Raw genomic sequence first — 17,127 nt, forward strand, 5'->3', positions numbered from 1 at the left:
AGCCGCAGCGCGCCGGGCCGACGCCGACTGTCGCCGCCCGGCGCTCGCGTGAAGCGAGTGGCTGCGTGTTGTCAGACCCGCCGGTTCTCGGCGTCGGTCGCTCTCGACGCGTCCCCCTCTCGCTCGCGTGGACTCGTGAACTCGACGGCGACCGGGAGGAAGCTTCATGGGCAGCGCGCTGCGGACACCGCCAGTGCAGGCCGGAGGGCGCCGGTGAGCCTGGACCCCACCACGCGGGTCGCCCAGTTGCAGTCCGAGTTGGACGGTCTGCGGCGCGCTTTGCGCACCCGTGCGACGATCGAGCAGGCCATGGGCGTGCTCGTGGTGCTGCGCAGGTGCTCGCCGAAGGAGGCATTCGACGCGCTCGTGCGACTGTCCCAGCAGTACAACACCAAGCTGCACCGGGTGGCGCACTTGGTGGTGGGGATGTTCGCCGAGCCCGCGATCGAGCCGCTGGACGCGTACCTGCGGCGCAACACCGGGGCCGATGAGCCAGACGACCCCGGCGCGGAGCCGCTGCGCCTGGACGAGGCGCTGCTCGACGCCGCGCGGGCGCTCGTGGCCGCGGGAGGAGAGCCAGACGAACTGGAGCGGGCCATGCACGACCTGTACCGGGTGCTGGTCGAGCAGGGCTGGGTGCCGCCCTACGACATCTTGGGGCCGATAGCGGACGGCTCCGGCGCCCGCTCCTAGCCGAACGGGAGCCGGTCGACGAGGAGGCTGAGATGAGAGCCACGCGGACGCGAAGGTGTCTCCGGGGCGGTAGGCGGGTACCCATCGCACATGACGGGGATGACTCGATGACCGGGCCCAGCGGGGACTTCACCACCGGGAAGCGCACGGCGGGACATACGGCGGGACATGGCGTCGCGGGCCGGATGCCCCGGTCCGGCGGTGTGCTGAACGTGCCGGTGCCCAGGGCGGAGCTGCCGGTGAGCGAACGCGTGGAGCTTCGGCTCAGCGCCGAGCTGGACAGCCTGCCGATCGTGCGGTCGGTCGCCGCGAACGTGGCGGCCATGCTCGACCACGACCTCGACGCCATCTCCGACCTCACCCTCGCGGTGAACGAGGTGTGCTCCACGCTGATCGGCCTTGCCGCGCCCAAGGCGACCCTCGCCTGTGTGTTCGCCCGGGAGGGCGGCTCCCTGTGCTTCGAGGCGCACACCGCGGCCAAGGGCGGCGACCTGCCCGACACCGGCTCGTTCGCCTGGCGGGTGCTGGCCACCCTGACCGACCGGGCCGCCTGCTGGTCGCGGCGCGGCGAAGACGGGTCGCCGGTGGTGGGGATCTCGGTCCGCCGTGAGCGAACGGCGGGCGTGGGGTGAGCACAGCATCGCACACCAGCGCCGGGCACGAGTACACGCACTTGGCCCCCCTGTTCACCGAATTGGCTGAACTCTGCCCGCAAGACCCGCGCCGCGAGACCGTGCGCGACAAACTGGTCACCGGGCACCTCCCGCTGGCCGAGCACATCGCCATGCGGTTCGCCCATCGCGGCGTCGCCCGGGAAGACCTCACCCAGGTGGCCACGGTCGGCCTGATCCACGCCGTCGACCGGTTCGACCCGGGGCGTGGGATCGACTTCCTGTCGTATGCGGTGCCCACCATCATGGGCGAGGTCCGGCGCTACTTCCGGGACACGGCCTGGTCGGTGCGGGTGCCGCGCAGGCTCAAGGAACTGCACCTGACGATCAGCGCGGCGGGCAACGAGCTTTCCCAGCGGCTGGGGCGCGCGCCGACGCCCAGCGAGATCGCCCAGCACCTCGGGATGACCCGCGAAGAGGTCTACGAGGGCCTGGAAGCCGGGCAGGTCTACCAGTCGGTCTCGCTGGACGAGGCGCTGTCCTCCGGCGACCCGGACTCCGACCCGCTGGCCGACACCCTCGGCGAGGACGACGCCGCGCTCAGCGGCATCGAGGACCACGAGTCGCTGCGCCCGCTGATCGAGCGGCTGCCCGAACGCGAGCGCCGGATCCTGATGCTGCGGTTCTTCAAGAACATGACGCAGACCCAGATCGCCGAGAAGATCGGGGTGTCGCAGATGCACGTCTCCCGCCTGCTGAGCCGCACCCTGGAGACCCTGCGGGAAGGACTCGTCGCCGAGCCCGACCGCTGACCGGCGCGCCGCCCACTGCCGCGCTCGATCGCGCCGAACGGCCGCCGATACGTGCGTAGCAGCGGTTTGAACAGGACTTTCCGGGTGTTCGTGGTCCACACTGGAGCAGACGACGGAGCCGGGGAGGCACGGTGGCGCGGCCGATTTGGAACGGAGCGATCAACTTCGGGCTCGTGACGGTCCCGGTGGAGTTGTACGGGGCGACCGAGGACCACACGATCAGCTTCCGGCAGTTCGAGCGCGGCACCTCCGACCGCATTCGTTACAAGCGCATCAACGAGCGCACCGGCAAGGAGGTCGCCTTCCCCGACATCGTCAAGGGCGCGGAGATCGGCGGCGGCGACTACGTCATCATCGAGCCGGACGAACTCGACCAGATCGCCCCCGGCCGCTCCCGGACGATCGATATCTCCGCCTTTGTCGACCTGGACGAGATCGACCCGATCCACTTCCAGAAGACCTACTGGCTGGCCCCGGCGAAAGAGGAGTACGGCAAGGCGTACAGCCTCCTGCTCCAGGCCATGCGCAAGACCAACCGGGCGGGCATCGCCACCTTCGTGATGCGCGGCAAGGAGTACCTGACCGCCATCCGCGCGGGCGACGACCTGCTGATCCTGACGACTATGCTGTTCGCGGAGGACATCCGCGACCCGGCGAAGGAACTCAAGTCGCTGCCGGAGATCATTCCGGCGCGCGGCAAGGAACTGGACATGGCGATCAGCCTGATCGATTCCATGACCGAGGAATGGGAGCCGGAGAACTACCACGACACGTTCACCCAGCGGGTCGAGCAGCTGATCGAGGACAAGAAGGAAGGCCGCGAGATCGTCAGCGAGGCCGCCCCCAGCACCCCGACCAAGGTCGTGGACCTGTTCGAGGCGTTGAGCAAGAGTGTGGAAAGCCGGACGAAACGCCGGGGCGGTTCCGCGGAGAAGGCGGAAGACTTGTCTAGCCTGAGCAAGTCAGAGCTGGACAAGCGAGCCCGGGACCTGGACATCAAGGGTCGCTCCAAGATGAGCCGCGCCGAACTGGAAAAGGCGGTGAAAACGGCCGGGGGCGCGGGCTCCCAACCGAGGAGGGCCTCGTGACGCCGACGTGCGTCTCCTGCGAGCAAGGGGTCAGCCACTGCCACGGCACCCTGATAGTCGACATCCTCACCCTCGACTGCACCGACCCCGACTGCCAGGACCTGGACGTTGCCCGGCACACCCTGGTGCTCGACGCCACCGAGATCGACGAGCCGTCATCGTCCTCAGTCTCGACCGCCGCCTGACCCCGCTCAGCTCGCCGAGCGCGAGATCGGCCGACTGAGACAGCGTTTCAGCATTCGATGACGTTGAGGGCCAGGCCGCCGCGGGCGGTCTCCTTGTACTTGGTGTGCATGTCGGCGCCGGTTTCGCGCATGGTCTTGATGACCTTGTCCAGGTGGACGACGTGGGTGCCGTCGCCGCGCAGGGCCATGCGGGAGGCGTTGATGGCCTTGGTGGAGCCGACCGCGTTGCGTTCGATACAGGGGATCTGGACCAAGCCGCCGACCGGGTCGCAGGTCAGGCCGAGGTGGTGTTCGAGGCCGATCTCGGCGGCGTTCTCCACCTGGGCGACCGAGCCGCCGAGGACCGCGGTGAGGCCCGCAGCGGCCATCGCGCACGCCGAGCCGACTTCGCCCTGGCAGCCGACCTCGGCGCCGGAGATCGAGCCGGTCTCCTTGAGCACCACGCCGATCGCGGCCGCGGTCAGCAGGAACTCCAGCACGCCGTCGTCGGTCGGGTCGGGCAGGAAGCGCGTGTAGTAGTGCAGGACGGCGGGGATGATGCCCGCCGCGCCGTTGGTGGGGGCGGTGACGATCCGGCCGCCGGACGCGTTCTCCTCGTTGACGGCCAGCGCGAACAGGCTCACCCAGTCCATCACATAGAGCGGGTCGCCCACGCCGTCTTCGGCCACCAGCTTGGCGTGCAACGACTTCGCGCGGCGGGGGACCTTGAGGCCGCCGGGCAGCACGCCGTCGCGCGCGCAGCCCCGGGCGACGCTGTCCCGCATGACCTGCCAGATCCGCAGCAGGCCCGCGCGGACCTCGGCCTCGGTGCGCCACACCATCTCGTTGCGCAGCATGACCTGGGCGATGGTGAGGTCGTGGCGTTCGCAGTGGGCCAACAGCTCGGCGGCCGTGCGGAACGGAAACGGGACCGGGGTGGTGTCGGCGGAGATGACCGGCCCACCTGCCGAGTCCTCGGTCAGGACGAACCCGCCACCGACCGAGTAGTACGTGCGCTCCGCCAGTTCCACCCCCGCCGGGTCCCAGGCGCGGAAGACCATGCCGTTGGGGTGCAGGGGAAGCGCCCGACGGCGGTGCATGACCAGGTCGCCATCACCGCCGCCCCGATCCTCGGCGAACGCGACCGGACGAACCCCCAGCACCGTGAGCGTCCCCGACTCCCGAATCCCCGCGACCCGCCGCGCGACGCTGTCGGTGTCGACATCCTCCGGCCGCTCGCCTTCCAACCCCAGCAACACCGCCTTGTCACTGCCGTGCCCATGCCCCGTCGCCCCAAGCGACCCGAACAGCTCCACCCGCACCCGCGCCACCGAGTCGAGCAAGCCATCGCCACGCAACCCCTCAGCGAAGGTCAGCGCCGCCCGCATCGGCCCCACCGTGTGCGAACTGGATGGTCCGATCCCGATACTGAACAGGTCGAAGACGCTGACCGCCACGACACACCTCCATCACAGAACGGCAGAGAAACACGCACCGGATCGCGGCACACGCCTCCAAGACCGTCAATCCACCCGCCTCCGGGTGGGGCGGGCATCTAGATATCTCCACTGTGCACCTTCACCGACCGGTTCCGGCACGGTGCCCGCACACCGACACCACAGTCACCACCACCGCGCACCCAGCAACCGGCCCACCTGCCACTGCCCCACCCGTCAGCCAGACCGAGGCTCGCAAGTGCTCAATGGGGTGGATGAGCGAACTCGCCCGCTGCCAGGCAGCACCAGCCCTGCCAGGTGCTCGATGGGGTGGAGTGGTTTCTTCGGGGGTGAAGGAAGATGCCTGAACTCGCCGTGGTCGTGGGGCCGAAGGCACCCCACCCGTCTTTCCCCACGACGGATCTTCCTTCGTAGGGGCCCCGAAGAAACCACTCCACCCCCATCGAGCCAACCCACCCAACCCAACCCAACCCAGCCCCGGGCCAGCCCCGCGCCGGGACCCGCGCCAGGAGTGAGGCGCGGTGCCCAACGCGGATAGATCAGGCAGTCTCCGGATAGAGAGGCCGCCGCTTGACCAGCAGGTCCACCCGGTCGCGCAACTGCCTGCTGGAGTCATCGTCGAAGTCCGGGCGCAGCGCGGTGGCGATGATGTCGGCGACCTCGGTGAAGTCGTCGGCGTCGAAACCGCGCGTGGCCAGCGCCGGGGTGCCGATGCGCAGCCCCGAGGTGATCATCGGCGGCCGGGGGTCGAACGGGACCGCGTTGCGGTTGACCGTGATGCCCACCGAGTGCAGGCGGTCCTCGGCCTGCTGCCCGTCCAGCTGGGAGTCGACCAGGTCGACCAGGACCAGGTGGACGTCGGTGCCGCCGGTCAGCACCTTGACGCCCGCCGCAGCGCAGTCCGGGGCGGACAGGCGTTCGGCCAGGATGCGGGCGCCGTCGAGCACGCGGCGCTGGCGTTCGGCGAACTCCTCGGTCGCGGCGATCTTGAAGGCGACCGCCTTCGCGGCGATCACGTGCTCAAGCGGCCCGCCCTGCTGCCCGGGGAACACCGCTGAGTTGACCTTCTTGGCGAGCTCCTGGGTGGACAGCACGACACCGCCGCGCGGGCCGCCGAGCGTCTTGTGGGTGGTCGTGGTGACCAGGTGCGCGTGCGGCACCGGGTTGGGGTGCAGCCCGGCGGCGACGAGCCCGGCGAAGTGCGCCATGTCGACCATGAGCAGCGCGCCGACCGAGTCCGCGATCCGGCGGAACTCGGCGAAGTCGAGCTGGCGGGGGTAGGCCGACCAGCCCGCGATGATCAGCTTCGGCTTGCTCTCCCGCGCCAGCCGCTCGACCTCGGCCATGTCGACCCGGCCGCTGTCCTTGTCGACGTGGTAGGCGACGACGTTGTAGAGCTTGCCGGAGAAGTTGATCCGCATGCCGTGCGTCAGGTGCCCGCCGTGGGCGAGGTCGAGGCCGAGGATCGTGTCGCCCGGGTTCAGGACCGACACCATGGCGGCGGCGTTGGCCTGCGCGCCGGAGTGCGGCTGCACGTTGGCGTGCTCGGCGCCGAAGAGGGCCTTGACCCGGTCGATCGCGAGTTGCTCGATGACGTCGACGTGCTCGCAGCCGCCGTAGTAGCGGCGGCCGGGGTAGCCCTCGGCGTACTTGTTGGTCAGGACCGAGCCCTGCGCCTCGAGCACGCCCACCGGGGCGAAGTTCTCCGAGGCGATCATCTCCAGGGTGGACTGCTGGCGGCGCAGTTCGGCGTCGACCGCCGCGGCGACCTCGGGGTCTACCTCGGCCAGGGGCTGTCCGAAGGTGCTCATCCGGTTGTTCCTCAGCTTTCCTTGGTCAGCGCGTCGTACGCGGCGGCGTCGAGCAGGTCGGGTTCCTCGGCCACCCGGGCGCGGAACATCCAGCCGTCGCCGTAGGGGTCGGTGTTGACCAGCTCGGGGCTGTCGATCACGGCCTCGTTGATCTCCACGACCTCGCCGTCGACCGGCGAGTACAGCTCGGAGACCGCCTTGACGGACTCGACCTCGCCGCACGGCTCGCCCCGGGTGATCTTCGCGCCGACCTCGGGAAGCTGCACGAAGACCACGTCGCCGAGGTTCTTGGCCGCGAACTCGGTGATGCCGACGGTGGCCACGCCCGAGTCGGCGAGGTCGACCCACTCGTGCTCCTCGGTATAGCCGAGGTTCTCCGGAATGCTCATGCTGTCGTGATTCTCCTGATCAGGCGGGACGCTTGTAGAAGGGCAGCTTGACGACCTCGACCGGGGCGACCGTGCCGCGGATGTCGACCGTCAGCGCGGTGCCCGGCTCGCTGACCGAGACCGGCACGTACGCCATCGCGATGGGGTGGCCGAGCGTCGGCGAGAGAGCGCCGCTGGTGACCGTACCGACCCGGTTGCCGTCGCTGTCGGCAACCGCGTAACCGTGGCGGGGAGCACGCCTGCCGCTGCCGACCAGGCCGACCAGCACCCGACTGTCCACATCGGCGTCCCGGCGGCGCTCCAGGGCGGCGCGGCCGACGAAATCACCGGGCTTGTCGAACTTCACGACCCGGCCCAGACCCGCGTCGAACGGGGTCAGTTCGACGCCGAGTTCATTGCCATAGAGCGGCATCCCCGCCTCCAGCCGCAGGGTGTCGCGGCAGGCCAGACCGGCCGGGACCAGGCCGTGCTCCGCGCCCGCGTCGGCCAGCGCCTGCCAGACCTCGGCCGCGTTCGCGCCCTCGACGTACAGCTCGAACCCGTCCTCGCCGGTGTAGCCGGTGCGGGCGAGCAGCACCTCGTGCCCGGCGACACGCGCCGGGACGGCGGCGTAGTAGGCCAGCGACACCAGGTCGGCCCCGGTGACCGGGCCGACGATGGCGGGCGAGGCGGGCCCCTGCACAGCGATCAACGCCACACTCGCCGACTGGTCGTCCACCTCGACGGAGAACCCGGCGGCCCGCTCCCGCAGCGCGGTGGCGACCGTCGCGGCGTTCGAGGCGTTCGCCACCACCATGAACCGGTCGTCGGCGAGCCGGTAGACGACCAGGTCGTCGAGCACGCCGCCGTCTTCGTCGCAGATCATCGTGTACCGGGCGCGGCCCGGTTTGACGGCCGACAGATTGCCGACGAGCGCGTAGTCGAGCGCCTGGGCCGCTTCCGGGCCGGTGAGCTCGATCTCGCCCATGTGGCTGAGGTCGAAGATGCCCGCGGCGGTGCGCACTGCCTTGTGCTCGGCAAGCTCGCTGCCGTACCGCAGGGGCATCGCCCAGCCTGCGAAGTCGGTGAACGAGGCGCCCAATGCCTCGTGCACCGCGTGCAGCGGGGAGAGTGTGCTCATGGAAGTTCGGTCTCCTTCGGCGCGCCGGGAATCTGTCTTTTTCGCAGCGTGACATGCGGGGCGGGCGAATGCCGCTCGGTCTGGCGGGCTGTGGATGAATCGGGGCTGTGTGGATAGCTCGCTTGCGCGTTTTCGCGTTGTCTGATAAGCGGACTCTCGTGGGTTGGCTCGATGGGGTGGAGTGGTTTCTTCGGAGCCCCTGCGAAGGAAGATCCCGTCGTGGGAAAGACGGGTGGGGTGCCTTCGGCCCCACGACCACGGCGAGTTCAGGGATCTTCCTTCACCCCCGAAGAAACCACTCCACCCCATCGAGCACTGGGCGGGCGCTGGTGCGGCCCGGTGGTGGGCGAGTGGGTGTGGCGGTGGCGGCCAGGCTGGTTGGGAAGTCCCGGAGGTGGTCTTGGGACGTGGGGGTGCTGGGGGAACGGCGGGCACCGGGAGCTCCTTGGGTACGACAGGACATGTCTCTGTCCTGTGGTGGAACTCCCCCTCTGTCATGGGACCTGAGAGCTTCGCCGCCGATAGCGGCTTGCACCGTGGGTGAGGCGCCGAAGGGCGCCTGCTTTTCAGAGTGGCCTGGCCTGGAACGGTCGCTTTACCTGAGAGATTCCGGGGAGTTTGCTCCTTCGGTGCCCTGCCTCGGTGGGCGGGGGCTCTCCCGTTCCGGCTCGTGACGGCCCGATGTTCGGTTGTGGGGCGAGACTAGTCCAGGCGGAAGCCGAACGGAAGTTCGAGCCGGTGGGCGGCGAGTAGGGCGGGGTCGGACAGGAGGTCGCGGGTTGGGGCGTCGGCGACGATCACGCCGTCGTCTATGAGGACGCTGCGGGGGCACAGTTGCAGGGCGTAGGGCAGGTCGTGGGTGACCATGAGCATGGTGCGGTTCAGGGCGAGGAGGACTTCGGCCAGTTCGCGGCGGGCGACTGGTTCCAGGTTGGCCGATGGCTCGTCGAGGACGAGGATCTCCGGGTCGCAGGCGAGGACGGTGGCCAGGGCGACGCGGCGGCGTTGGCCGCCGGAGAGGTGCAGGGGGGAGCGGTCGGCGTGGGCGGTCATGCCGACGGCGTCGAGCGCCTGGGTGACGCGGGCGTCCAGGTCGGGGCCGCGCAGGCCGAAGTTGGCTGGGCCGAAGGCGACGTCGTCACGGACGGTGGGCATGAACAGCTGGTCGTCGGGGTCCTGGAAGACGATGCCGACGCGCCTGCGGATCTCGCGCAGGGTGCGCTTGGTCAGCGGGAGCCCGGCGACCTCGACGCGGCCTTGGCCGCCGCTCAGCACACCGTTGAGGTGCAGGACCAAGGTGGTCTTGCCCGCCCCGTTGGGACCGAGCACCGCGACCCGCTCCCCCGGCTCGACTCGCAGGTCGATGCCGAACAGGGCCTGGTGGCCGTCGGGGTAGGCGTAGGCGAGCCGGTCGACCAGCAGCGCGGGCGGAGCCGTGCCGCCACCCGGTTCCGCAGGGACCTCCTGAGTCAGCGCCACGAGACCACCCCCACGGCAGCGACCCGGCAGGCAGGCAACGCGGGCTCGGCCGCACCGCTGTCCAGTACCACCGAGACCTCCCGACTCAACGCCACGAAACCACCCCCACCACACCAGCGGAGCCCAACAGCGACACCGGCACGACAACACCGCCGCCTGATACCAACGCCGCCCGATACCGACGCCCAGCGAGTCAGCGCCACGAGATCACCACTGCGACAGCGGCGAATGACAGCACGTGGCCAAGACAGCAAGCCAGCGACACGGCAGGACAGCACTGCCGTCCGCGGCCGCCGGAATCCGGGTCACGGCCATAGGGCGGCCCCCAGCACGACAGCGGCCAAGGCGGCGGGCGCGAGTCCGGCCGCCCAGGTTGTCCGGCTCGTCGGGGTTCGTCCGCTGTCGGGCATGGCGCCCGTCCAGCCGCGGGAGACCATGGCCAGGTGCACGCGTTCGCCCCGCTCGTAGCTGCGGACGAACAGCGTGCCGATGCCTCGGGCGGTGGCGCCGACCTGCCAGAGGAACCGGGGGTCGTGGCCGCGGCAGATCCGGGCGGTGCGCATCCGTTTGGCCTCGTCGGCGATGACCTCGAGGTAGCGCAGCATCAGGGTGGCGATGGTGATCACCATGGTGGGCACCCGCAGCCGGTGGAGGCCGACGATCAGGTCGCGGGGGGAGGTCGTGGCGGCCAGGGTCAGCGACACCAGGACGCCGAGGGTGCCCTTGGCCAGGATGTTCCAGCCCGCGAGCGCGCCCGGTTCGGACACCGCCACGCCCAGCACCTCCACTCTCGGCCCGCCCGCCACGAACGGGAGGGCCAAGGCGAGGACGACGAACGGGACCTCGATGAGCGCGCGGGTCGCGATCCAGCGGGGCGGGATGCGGGCGATCACCCAGACCGCGGACAAGAGCGCCAGGTAGAGACCGAACGCCCAGAACCGCTCTCTCGGTGTTGACACGACGCAGAGCACCGCGGCGAGGGCGGCGACGATCTTGACCTGGGGTGGCAGCCGGTGCGCCGGGGTGTCGTCCGGCCGGTGCAGCAGCGGCACCGGCCTACTCCTTCGCCGGGCGCCTGCGCAGGAGCCAGAACAGGCCGCCCGCCAGGATGACGGTGACCACGACGCCGATCACTCCCGCGAGACCGGTAGTTCCTTCGCCGCCGTTTACCGCGTAGTCGGCAAGTGGTCCGGTTCCCAGGCGGTGCTCTTGGGCGTTCTGGGCTATGCAGGAGCCGTCAAGCCGCTCGCCCTGGTCGGTCTCGACTACCTGGCAGCCGGAGAGGGTGGCGTGGTCGAGGCCGTCGGGGTCGGAGTCGGCGAAGTAGGAAAGCGCTCCCGCCACGACGAGCGCCACGGCGAGGAATCCGAGCAGGAAGCCGAGGTTCCGCTTGTTGGCCTTGGTCACGCGGCGCTCCTTTCGCGCAGCTCCAACGGCCGCTGCGTGCCGCGCAGGAGGTAGACGAGGTCGGGCCGCACGGCGGCGACGGCGGCGACGGTGAGCGCGGTGATGATCCCCTCGCCGACGCCGATCAGGACGTGGACGCCGACCACCGTGGCCGCGACCCCGCCGAGGCTGAAGGCGGCGTCGCCGCCGATGGCGAACTCCAGCACGAACCCGAGTGCCGCGGCGACCGTGTTCACCAGGGCCGCGATGAAGGCGACGGCCACCAGCGCGCTCTTGCCCCTGGCCGCGAACCGCCGGAGCGCGACGGCCACGAGGAAGCCCGCCACGGTGCCGATGAGCGCCATGTTGGTGACGTTGGCGCCCAGCGCGGTCAGCCCGCCGTCGGCGAACACCAGCGCCTGCACGACCAGGACGATCGACACGCACAGCGCCCCGACCCACGGCCCGACGAGGATCGCGGCCAGCGCCCCGCCCAGCAGGTGCCCGCTCACCCCGGGCAGCACCGGAAAGTTGATCATCTGCGTGGCGAACACGAACGCGGCGACCAGCCCCGCCATCGGCGCGGTCCGGTCGTCGAGGTCCGCGCGTGCCTTGGCCGCGGCGACCGCGACCCCGACCGCGGCGATCCCGATGAACAGCAGCGCCGTCGGGGAGTTCACGAGGCCATCGCTCATGTGCATGGCGACCGGGGTGGTCATGGCCCTCCTAGCGGCACGCTCGGACTTGGTTGTCCGGTAAACCTTACCGCCACACAGTGGCAACTGCCTAAGCCCTGCGAGTGACGCTCAGGCCGGTGAGGCTCGCTAGTCCGAGTGGCGGCAGGTCGCCGTCCCCGCGCCATCACCCCGCGCGTGGTCGCTCTCTAACCCACAGGTGTAAGCCTGCCGCACGTCCGCATGACAACCCCGCAGCGGGTCGCAGGGTGAACCCGATTGGGACACACTGGAAGCAGAGAAATCACCTGACGACGGATAAGAAGCCGTATCTGGCCACGTCGTCACACACTCAATCGCCAGCACCCTCAGAAAGGCTCGAACGACATGGATTACAACTGGGACCAGGGCGGATGCGTCACCCTCAAGGCGAACGACTCCGCAACGATCCACAATCTCAATAAAAGCGAGCTTTACGCCTTCTTCTTCTACAACTCGAACCGCAACGACAATCCCGCGACAGTGCACATCTCATGGGCCAACGACAAATCCGATGATGTCAAGGTCCCGGGTGCGACGAACAACATGGGACTGGCGATAGTCGTGTTCGTCTGGGGTGGAGACACCTCGGGAAAGGTCACGGCCTCCATCCCGAAGGACCAGGAGAACGCGCAGATCACCAGCTACATCGGCAGCGCGTCCATGCCGGTGGACACCAGTTGCCTGACAGTGAACCAAAATTTGGATGTCCAGGCCGGTACCACATACGACTTCAAGCAATTCAGCCGATTCTACGCGACCCTGGCCGAAACGGAGCACGCGCTGACGCTCAGCAGCGGCAAAGCCCAGTTCGCGGTCACACAAATCGAAGACCAGACGGCAACCGTCTACCTGCTCAACAAGATCGCGGACGTCGACAACAACATCAAACTACTAACCCAATCTGTCACCCCGAAAATGGTGACGACCAAACCAGTGACCGATTCGGAAAAGACGTTCTACATCCCTGGTGACGGCAACCAGCACATCTGGTTCAACGCGGACAGCGTGCTTGATTCCGAAAACGCCCAGATCACGCTGAAGATGAACGCGCAGGTGCCATCCCAGAGCCGGGAATCCGATGCTCGGACACCGGTCAAACACTGACAGCACTCGCTGAGGCCAGTGCGCGCAACCCCGCCCGAGAGTGACGCTCGGACGGGGTTGCTTCGCGAAACGGCGGCGTCAGAAGCGCACGAGCGTCCGGCCGCCCCGGCCCTGGCGCATGTCCTCGAAGGCGCCCTCGATGCCGTCGAGGTCGGTGACGGTGGTGACCAGGCCCGCGACGTCAAGCTGGCCCGAGCCGACCAGGCCGAGTAGCCGGGGCACGTCGGTGTCGGGGTCGGTCGAGCCGAACAGGCAGCCGGTGAGCGTCCGGCCCATCCAGTACAGCTCAAGCGCGCTGAACTCGACCATCGCCTTGGCCGAGCCGACGCCGACCACCACGACCTTGCCGCCGCGCCTGCTTGACGACCACGCCGTACGGATCGTCGCGGGCATACCGACGCACTCGAAGGCGACGTCGGCGCCGCGGCCATCGGTGAGCGAGCGGACGGCCTTGGCTGTCTTGTCGCCGGAGACCAGGAAGTGCGTCGCCCCCTGGGACAGGGCCAGGTCGGACTTCGACTCGTGCACGTCGACGGCGATGATCGGGGACGCGCCCGCGATCCGGGCCGCTTGCAGCACCGACAGGCCGATGCCGCCGACGCCGACCACCACGACCGCCTGGCCCGTGCTCACCTGGGCGGTGTTGAACACCGCGCCCGCGCCGGTGAGCACGGCGCAGCCGAGCACGGCCGCCTGCTCCAGCGGCACGTCCACGGGGATCTTCACCGCGCCGCGCTCGGGCACGATCGTCTCCTCGGCGAACGCGCCCGTTCCCAACCCCGGGTAGAGCGGTGTGCCGTCGGACAGCGTGCCGTAGGGCACTTCCGCGGCGTCGGAGGCGTGGGCGCACAGGTAGGGCTCGCCCGCCTCGCAGAACCAGCACTCGCGGCACGGCGGCGCCCAGTTCAGCAGCACGTGGTCGCCCGGCTCGACCCGGGTGACCCCGGTCCCGACCGACACCACGACGCCCGCGCCCTCGTGCCCGAGCACCGCGGGCACCGGCTGGCGCAGCGTGCCGTTGGCGAGGGAGAGGTCCGAGTGGCACACCCCAGCGGCGGCGACGCGGACGCGGACCTGGCCCGGTCCTGGCTCCGGCAGCACGACCTCGGTGATCTCCAACGGCTTTCCCTGCGCCGACAGCACTGCCGCCCTGACCATGTCGCTCCTCGTCCCGCGTTGTCGAAAGAGTTCTCAGAAAGCGTTTCAGCCGAGTGTCCCCGACACGCTCGCGTGTCCCTTGAGCAGGTTGCGGGCGATCGTCCTGCGCTGGATCTCGTCGGTGCCCTCGTAGATCCGCAGCAGCCGCAGTTCGCGGTACCACCGTTCCACCGGCAGTTCGCGGGTGTAGCCCATGCCGCCGTGGATCTGCAGCACGCGGTCGACGATCTCGTTGGCCTTCACGCCGCCGTAGAGCTTCGCGATGGACTGCCAGTGCCGGGAGTCGGCGCCCTGGTCGACCACCCAGGCCGCGTGCAGCACCAGCCAGCGCAGCGCCTCGATCTCGACAGCGGAGTCGGCGAGCATCCACTGGATCGCCTGCCGGTTGGCGATAGGCTCGCCGAAGGTGACCCGCGTGTTGGCCTGCTCGATCGCCATCTCCACCAGCCGCTCGCACGCGCCGAGCGCCCGCGCGGGCAGCATGTACCGGCCGCGGCCGATCCACTTCATCGCCAACTCGAACCCGCGCCCGACCTCGCCGAGCACGTTCTCCTGGGGGACGCGCACGTCCTCGAACACCAGCGCGGCCGGGCCCCACTCCCCCATCGTGTCGATGTGCTCGGAGCGCCAGCCTTGGTCGCGGTCGACCAGGAAGCAGGTGACCGACTCGCCCACGCGTCCTTCGCGGTGCTTGTCGGCGTCTGTGACGGCGAAGACCATGGTGAAGTCGGCCTCGTTGCCGCCGGTGATGAAGGTCTTCTCGCCGTTGACGATCCAGTCGTCGCCGTCGCGGCGGGCGGAGGTGCGGATCGCCTTGGCGTCCGAGCCCGCGCCGGGCTCGGTGATGGCGAAGCAGGACTTGCGCTCACCGGCGATGGTCGGCAGCAGGTAGCGCTGCTTCTGCTCTTCGTTGGCGTAGAACAAGATGTTGTCCGCCGCGCCGCCGAAGCGGAACGGCACGAACGAGCGGCCAAGCTCGGCTTCCAGCAGCGCGGTCATGACCGCGCCCAGTCCCATGCCGCCGTATTCCTCGGGGGTCTGCACGCCCCAGAAGCCGGATTCCTTGGCCTTGAGCTGCAATGCCCGCAGCTCGTCCGCGGGCAGGCCGCGCTGTCCGGCGCGCTCGCGGCGCAGCACCTCCTGCTCCAGCGGCTGGATCTCCTTGCGCACGAACGTGCGCACCCAGTCGCGCACCTCGCGTTCTTCGGAACTCAGTGAGAAATCCATGCGGTCACCTCAGACGAATGCGTTGACGCCGGTCAGCGCGCGGCCGATCAGGAGCTTCTGGATCTGGCTGGTGCCCTCGTAGAGGGTCATCACGCGGGCGTCGCGCAGGAACTTCGCGACCGGGTACTCGTCGAGATACCCGTAGCCGCCGAAGACCTGGATGGCGAGATTCGCCGCGCTGACGGCGTTCTCGCTCGCGTAGAGCTTGGCCATGGACGCCGCCGTGCCGAACGGCTGGCCGCGCTCGATCAGGTCAGCCACCCGCCACACCAGCAGCCGTGCGGCCTCGGTGTTGACGGCCATGTCAGCCAGCATCTCTTGCACGAGTTGGTAACCGGCGATCGGCTTGCCGAACTGGATGCGCTCGCCCGCGTATTTGACGCTCGCCTCCAGCGCGCCGCGCGCCAATCCCACGCAGCCCGCCGCGACCGACATCCGGCCCTTGTCCAGCGCGGACATCGCGATCTTGAAACCGACGCCCTCATCGCCAAGGCGGGCGCTCTCGGGCACGCGGACGCCGTCGAGGATCAGCTCGCCGGTCGACTGGCCGCGCAGGCCGAGCTTGCCCTTGATCTCGCGGTGCTCGAAGCCAGGAGAGTCCGTCGGCACAAGGAAAGCGCTGATCCCCTTGGGGCCGGGGCCGCCGGTGCGGGCGAAGACCAGCGCGACGTCGGCCCAGGTTCCGTTGGTGATGAACATCTTCGAGCCGGTGAGGACGTAGTCGCCGCCGTCGCGCGCCGCGCGGGTCGACAGGCTCGCCGCGTCGGAGCCGGTGTCGGGCTCGGTCAAACCGAAGCAGGCCAACGACTCCCCGGAGCTGATCCGGGGCAGCCAGTGCCGCTTCTGCTCCTCGGTGCCGTACCCGGCGATCGACTTGCCGACCAGGCCGAGGGAGACCGAGACGATGCCGCGGATGGCCGAGTCGCCGCGCCCGAGCTCTTCCATCACCAGGCAGTAGCTCAGGTTGTCGCCGCCGGAGCCGCCGTACTCCTCGGGCAGCGTCATGCCGAGGAAGCCGACTTCGCCGAGCTTGCCGACGATCGCGCGGTCGACCTGCTCGCGCCGGTCCCACTCGGCGGCGTTCGGCACGACCTCGCGGTCGATGAAGTCCCTGGCGAGGTCCCACAGCGCCTGCTGCTCGCCAGTGAGGGCCAGATCCATCGCGGGTCTCCCGTCCACAAACCATACGGTGTTAGGTTTAGTCAGGATAGGAGCCGCCGACCATCGACGGCAACCACCGCCGCAGTGACCTGGGAGACACACGTGCCACGGCCGAGCACCCCCATCCTGAGCCGCCCCCGCATCCGGGCCGCCGCGCTGGACATGATCGACCGCGAGGGGCTGGCCGGGCTGTCGATGCGCAAGCTGGCGACCACGCTGGGCGTGCAGGCGCCCTCGCTCTACACCCACTACGGCACGAAGGACGAACTGCTGCAAGACATCGCCGACGACATCATGGCCGCGGTCGACGTCAGCGACTTCGCCCGCGACTGGGCGAGCGGCCTGCGCACCTGGGCGCGGTCGTACCGGGCCGCGCTGGCCGCGCACCCGAACATGGTGCCGCTGCTGGCCACCGGACCGGCGCGGCGGGAGCGGTCGCTGGAACGCGCGGACGCGGTGCACGGCGGCCTCGTCGGAGCCGGGTGGCCGCCGCGGTACGCGACGATGATCGGCGCGTCGACCAAGTACCTCGTGCTCGGCGCGGCAATAAGCTCGTTCTCCCGCGGCTTCGAGGACGACGTGCAGGTGTACGTGGACCGCTACCCGCACCTCGGACAGGCCCACCGGCTGCGCGAGCACGCCGACGAGATCGACGCGGACAGCTTTGAACTCGCCCTCGACGCGTTCGTGCACGGCCTCACGGCGCTCCACGCGCGGATGACCTGACCGCGGCTCCCACGTGACGCTCGCG

Annotated in this window: 18 protein-coding genes and 1 riboswitch; of the genes, 7 read left to right on the plus strand and 11 right to left on the minus strand. The window is 69.5% G+C overall.

The window, feature by feature from the left end; translation table 11 throughout:
• The first annotated feature begins 213 nt into the window (after positions 1 to 213).
• The 5 genes from BLS56_RS03585 (at position 214) to BLS56_RS03605 (ending at position 3,389) form a co-directional block, all read left to right on the plus strand.
• Positions 214 to 693, plus strand: coding sequence for an ANTAR domain-containing protein (locus tag BLS56_RS03585; RefSeq protein ID WP_091448094.1), 480 nt, complete (start codon positions 214 to 216; stop codon positions 691 to 693).
• A gap of 107 nt (positions 694 to 800) precedes the next feature.
• Positions 801 to 1,325: an ATP-binding protein gene (locus BLS56_RS03590; RefSeq protein WP_139190496.1), complete on the plus strand. Its 525-nt coding sequence runs from the start codon at positions 801 to 803 to the stop codon at positions 1,323 to 1,325.
• Positions 1,322 to 2,116: a SigB/SigF/SigG family RNA polymerase sigma factor gene (locus BLS56_RS03595; protein WP_091448098.1), complete on the plus strand. Its 795-nt coding sequence runs from the start codon at positions 1,322 to 1,324 to the stop codon at positions 2,114 to 2,116. Before BLS56_RS03590 ends, BLS56_RS03595 begins: the two co-directional genes overlap by 4 nt.
• 131 nt (positions 2,117 to 2,247) lie before the next feature.
• Positions 2,248 to 3,204, plus strand: a complete 957-nt coding sequence (gene ku / locus BLS56_RS03600; protein WP_091448100.1) for a non-homologous end joining protein Ku — start codon at positions 2,248 to 2,250, stop codon at positions 3,202 to 3,204.
• A complete protein-coding gene (locus BLS56_RS03605) occupies positions 3,201 to 3,389 on the plus strand; it encodes a hypothetical protein (protein ID WP_091448102.1) in 189 nt (62 codons plus the stop codon). The genes ku and BLS56_RS03605 overlap by 4 nt, the downstream gene beginning before the upstream one ends.
• Before the next feature lie 47 nt (positions 3,390 to 3,436).
• On the opposite strand, the gene BLS56_RS03610 is transcribed toward BLS56_RS03605, so the two are convergent.
• The 8 genes from BLS56_RS03610 to BLS56_RS03645 form a co-directional block, all read right to left on the minus strand.
• On the minus strand, positions 3,437 to 4,825 hold the full coding sequence (locus BLS56_RS03610; protein ID WP_091448103.1) for an L-serine ammonia-lyase: 1,389 nt from the start codon (positions 4,823 to 4,825) through the stop codon (positions 3,437 to 3,439).
• 539 nt (positions 4,826 to 5,364) lie between these two features.
• Positions 5,365 to 6,636: a serine hydroxymethyltransferase gene (locus BLS56_RS03615; RefSeq protein WP_091448104.1), complete on the minus strand. Its 1,272-nt coding sequence runs from the start codon at positions 6,634 to 6,636 to the stop codon at positions 5,365 to 5,367.
• Positions 6,637 to 6,647: 11 nt separating this feature from the next.
• Positions 6,648 to 7,025, minus strand: a complete 378-nt coding sequence (gene gcvH, locus BLS56_RS03620; RefSeq protein ID WP_091448106.1) for a glycine cleavage system protein GcvH — start codon at positions 7,023 to 7,025, stop codon at positions 6,648 to 6,650.
• Positions 7,026 to 7,044: 19 nt separating this feature from the next.
• Positions 7,045 to 8,145: a glycine cleavage system aminomethyltransferase GcvT gene (gene gcvT / locus BLS56_RS03625; protein WP_091448108.1), complete on the minus strand. Its 1,101-nt coding sequence runs from the start codon at positions 8,143 to 8,145 to the stop codon at positions 7,045 to 7,047.
• 577 nt (positions 8,146 to 8,722) lie between these two features.
• Positions 8,723 to 8,816, minus strand: a riboswitch (glycine riboswitch).
• A gap of 31 nt (positions 8,817 to 8,847) precedes the next feature.
• Positions 8,848 to 9,618: an energy-coupling factor ABC transporter ATP-binding protein gene (locus BLS56_RS03630; protein ID WP_091448777.1), complete on the minus strand. Its 771-nt coding sequence runs from the start codon at positions 9,616 to 9,618 to the stop codon at positions 8,848 to 8,850.
• Between the two features lie 311 nt (positions 9,619 to 9,929).
• Positions 9,930 to 10,676, minus strand: coding sequence for a cobalt ECF transporter T component CbiQ (gene cbiQ / locus BLS56_RS03635; protein WP_091448109.1), 747 nt, complete (start codon positions 10,674 to 10,676; stop codon positions 9,930 to 9,932).
• Positions 10,677 to 10,680: 4 nt separating this feature from the next.
• Entirely contained in the window at positions 10,681 to 11,031 is a 351-nt protein-coding gene (locus tag BLS56_RS03640) for a PDGLE domain-containing protein (RefSeq protein WP_091448111.1), read from the minus strand.
• A complete protein-coding gene (locus tag BLS56_RS03645) occupies positions 11,028 to 11,729 on the minus strand; it encodes an energy-coupling factor ABC transporter permease (protein WP_091448113.1) in 702 nt (233 codons plus the stop codon). The genes BLS56_RS03640 and BLS56_RS03645 overlap by 4 nt, the downstream gene beginning before the upstream one ends.
• Positions 11,730 to 12,071: 342 nt before the next feature.
• Between BLS56_RS03645 and BLS56_RS03650 the strand changes: the two genes are divergently transcribed.
• On the plus strand, positions 12,072 to 12,830 hold the full coding sequence (locus BLS56_RS03650) for a hypothetical protein (RefSeq protein WP_091448115.1): 759 nt from the start codon (positions 12,072 to 12,074) through the stop codon (positions 12,828 to 12,830).
• A gap of 78 nt (positions 12,831 to 12,908) precedes the next feature.
• Here the strand turns inward: BLS56_RS03650 and BLS56_RS03655 are convergent, their stop codons facing one another.
• The 3 genes from BLS56_RS03655 to BLS56_RS03665 are packed head-to-tail and all read right to left on the minus strand — an operon-like array spanning position 12,909 to position 16,376.
• Positions 12,909 to 13,988, minus strand: a complete 1,080-nt coding sequence (locus tag BLS56_RS03655; protein WP_091448117.1) for an alcohol dehydrogenase catalytic domain-containing protein — start codon at positions 13,986 to 13,988, stop codon at positions 12,909 to 12,911.
• Between the two features lie 45 nt (positions 13,989 to 14,033).
• Positions 14,034 to 15,215, minus strand: a complete 1,182-nt coding sequence (locus BLS56_RS03660; protein ID WP_091448119.1) for an acyl-CoA dehydrogenase family protein — start codon at positions 15,213 to 15,215, stop codon at positions 14,034 to 14,036.
• A gap of 9 nt (positions 15,216 to 15,224) precedes the next feature.
• Positions 15,225 to 16,376 carry an acyl-CoA dehydrogenase family protein gene (locus BLS56_RS03665; protein ID WP_091448121.1) on the minus strand — a complete coding sequence of 384 codons (1,152 nt, stop codon included), beginning with the start codon at positions 16,374 to 16,376 and terminating at the stop codon, positions 15,225 to 15,227.
• Between the two features lie 102 nt (positions 16,377 to 16,478).
• Between BLS56_RS03665 and BLS56_RS03670 the strand changes: the two genes are divergently transcribed.
• Entirely contained in the window at positions 16,479 to 17,102 is a 624-nt protein-coding gene (locus BLS56_RS03670; RefSeq protein WP_091448778.1) for a TetR/AcrR family transcriptional regulator, read from the plus strand.
• Positions 17,103 to 17,127 lie beyond the last annotated feature (25 nt).

The sequence above is a fragment of the Actinokineospora iranica genome (genome assembly GCF_900101685.1).
Lineage (GTDB): Bacteria > Actinomycetota > Actinomycetes > Mycobacteriales > Pseudonocardiaceae > Actinokineospora > Actinokineospora iranica.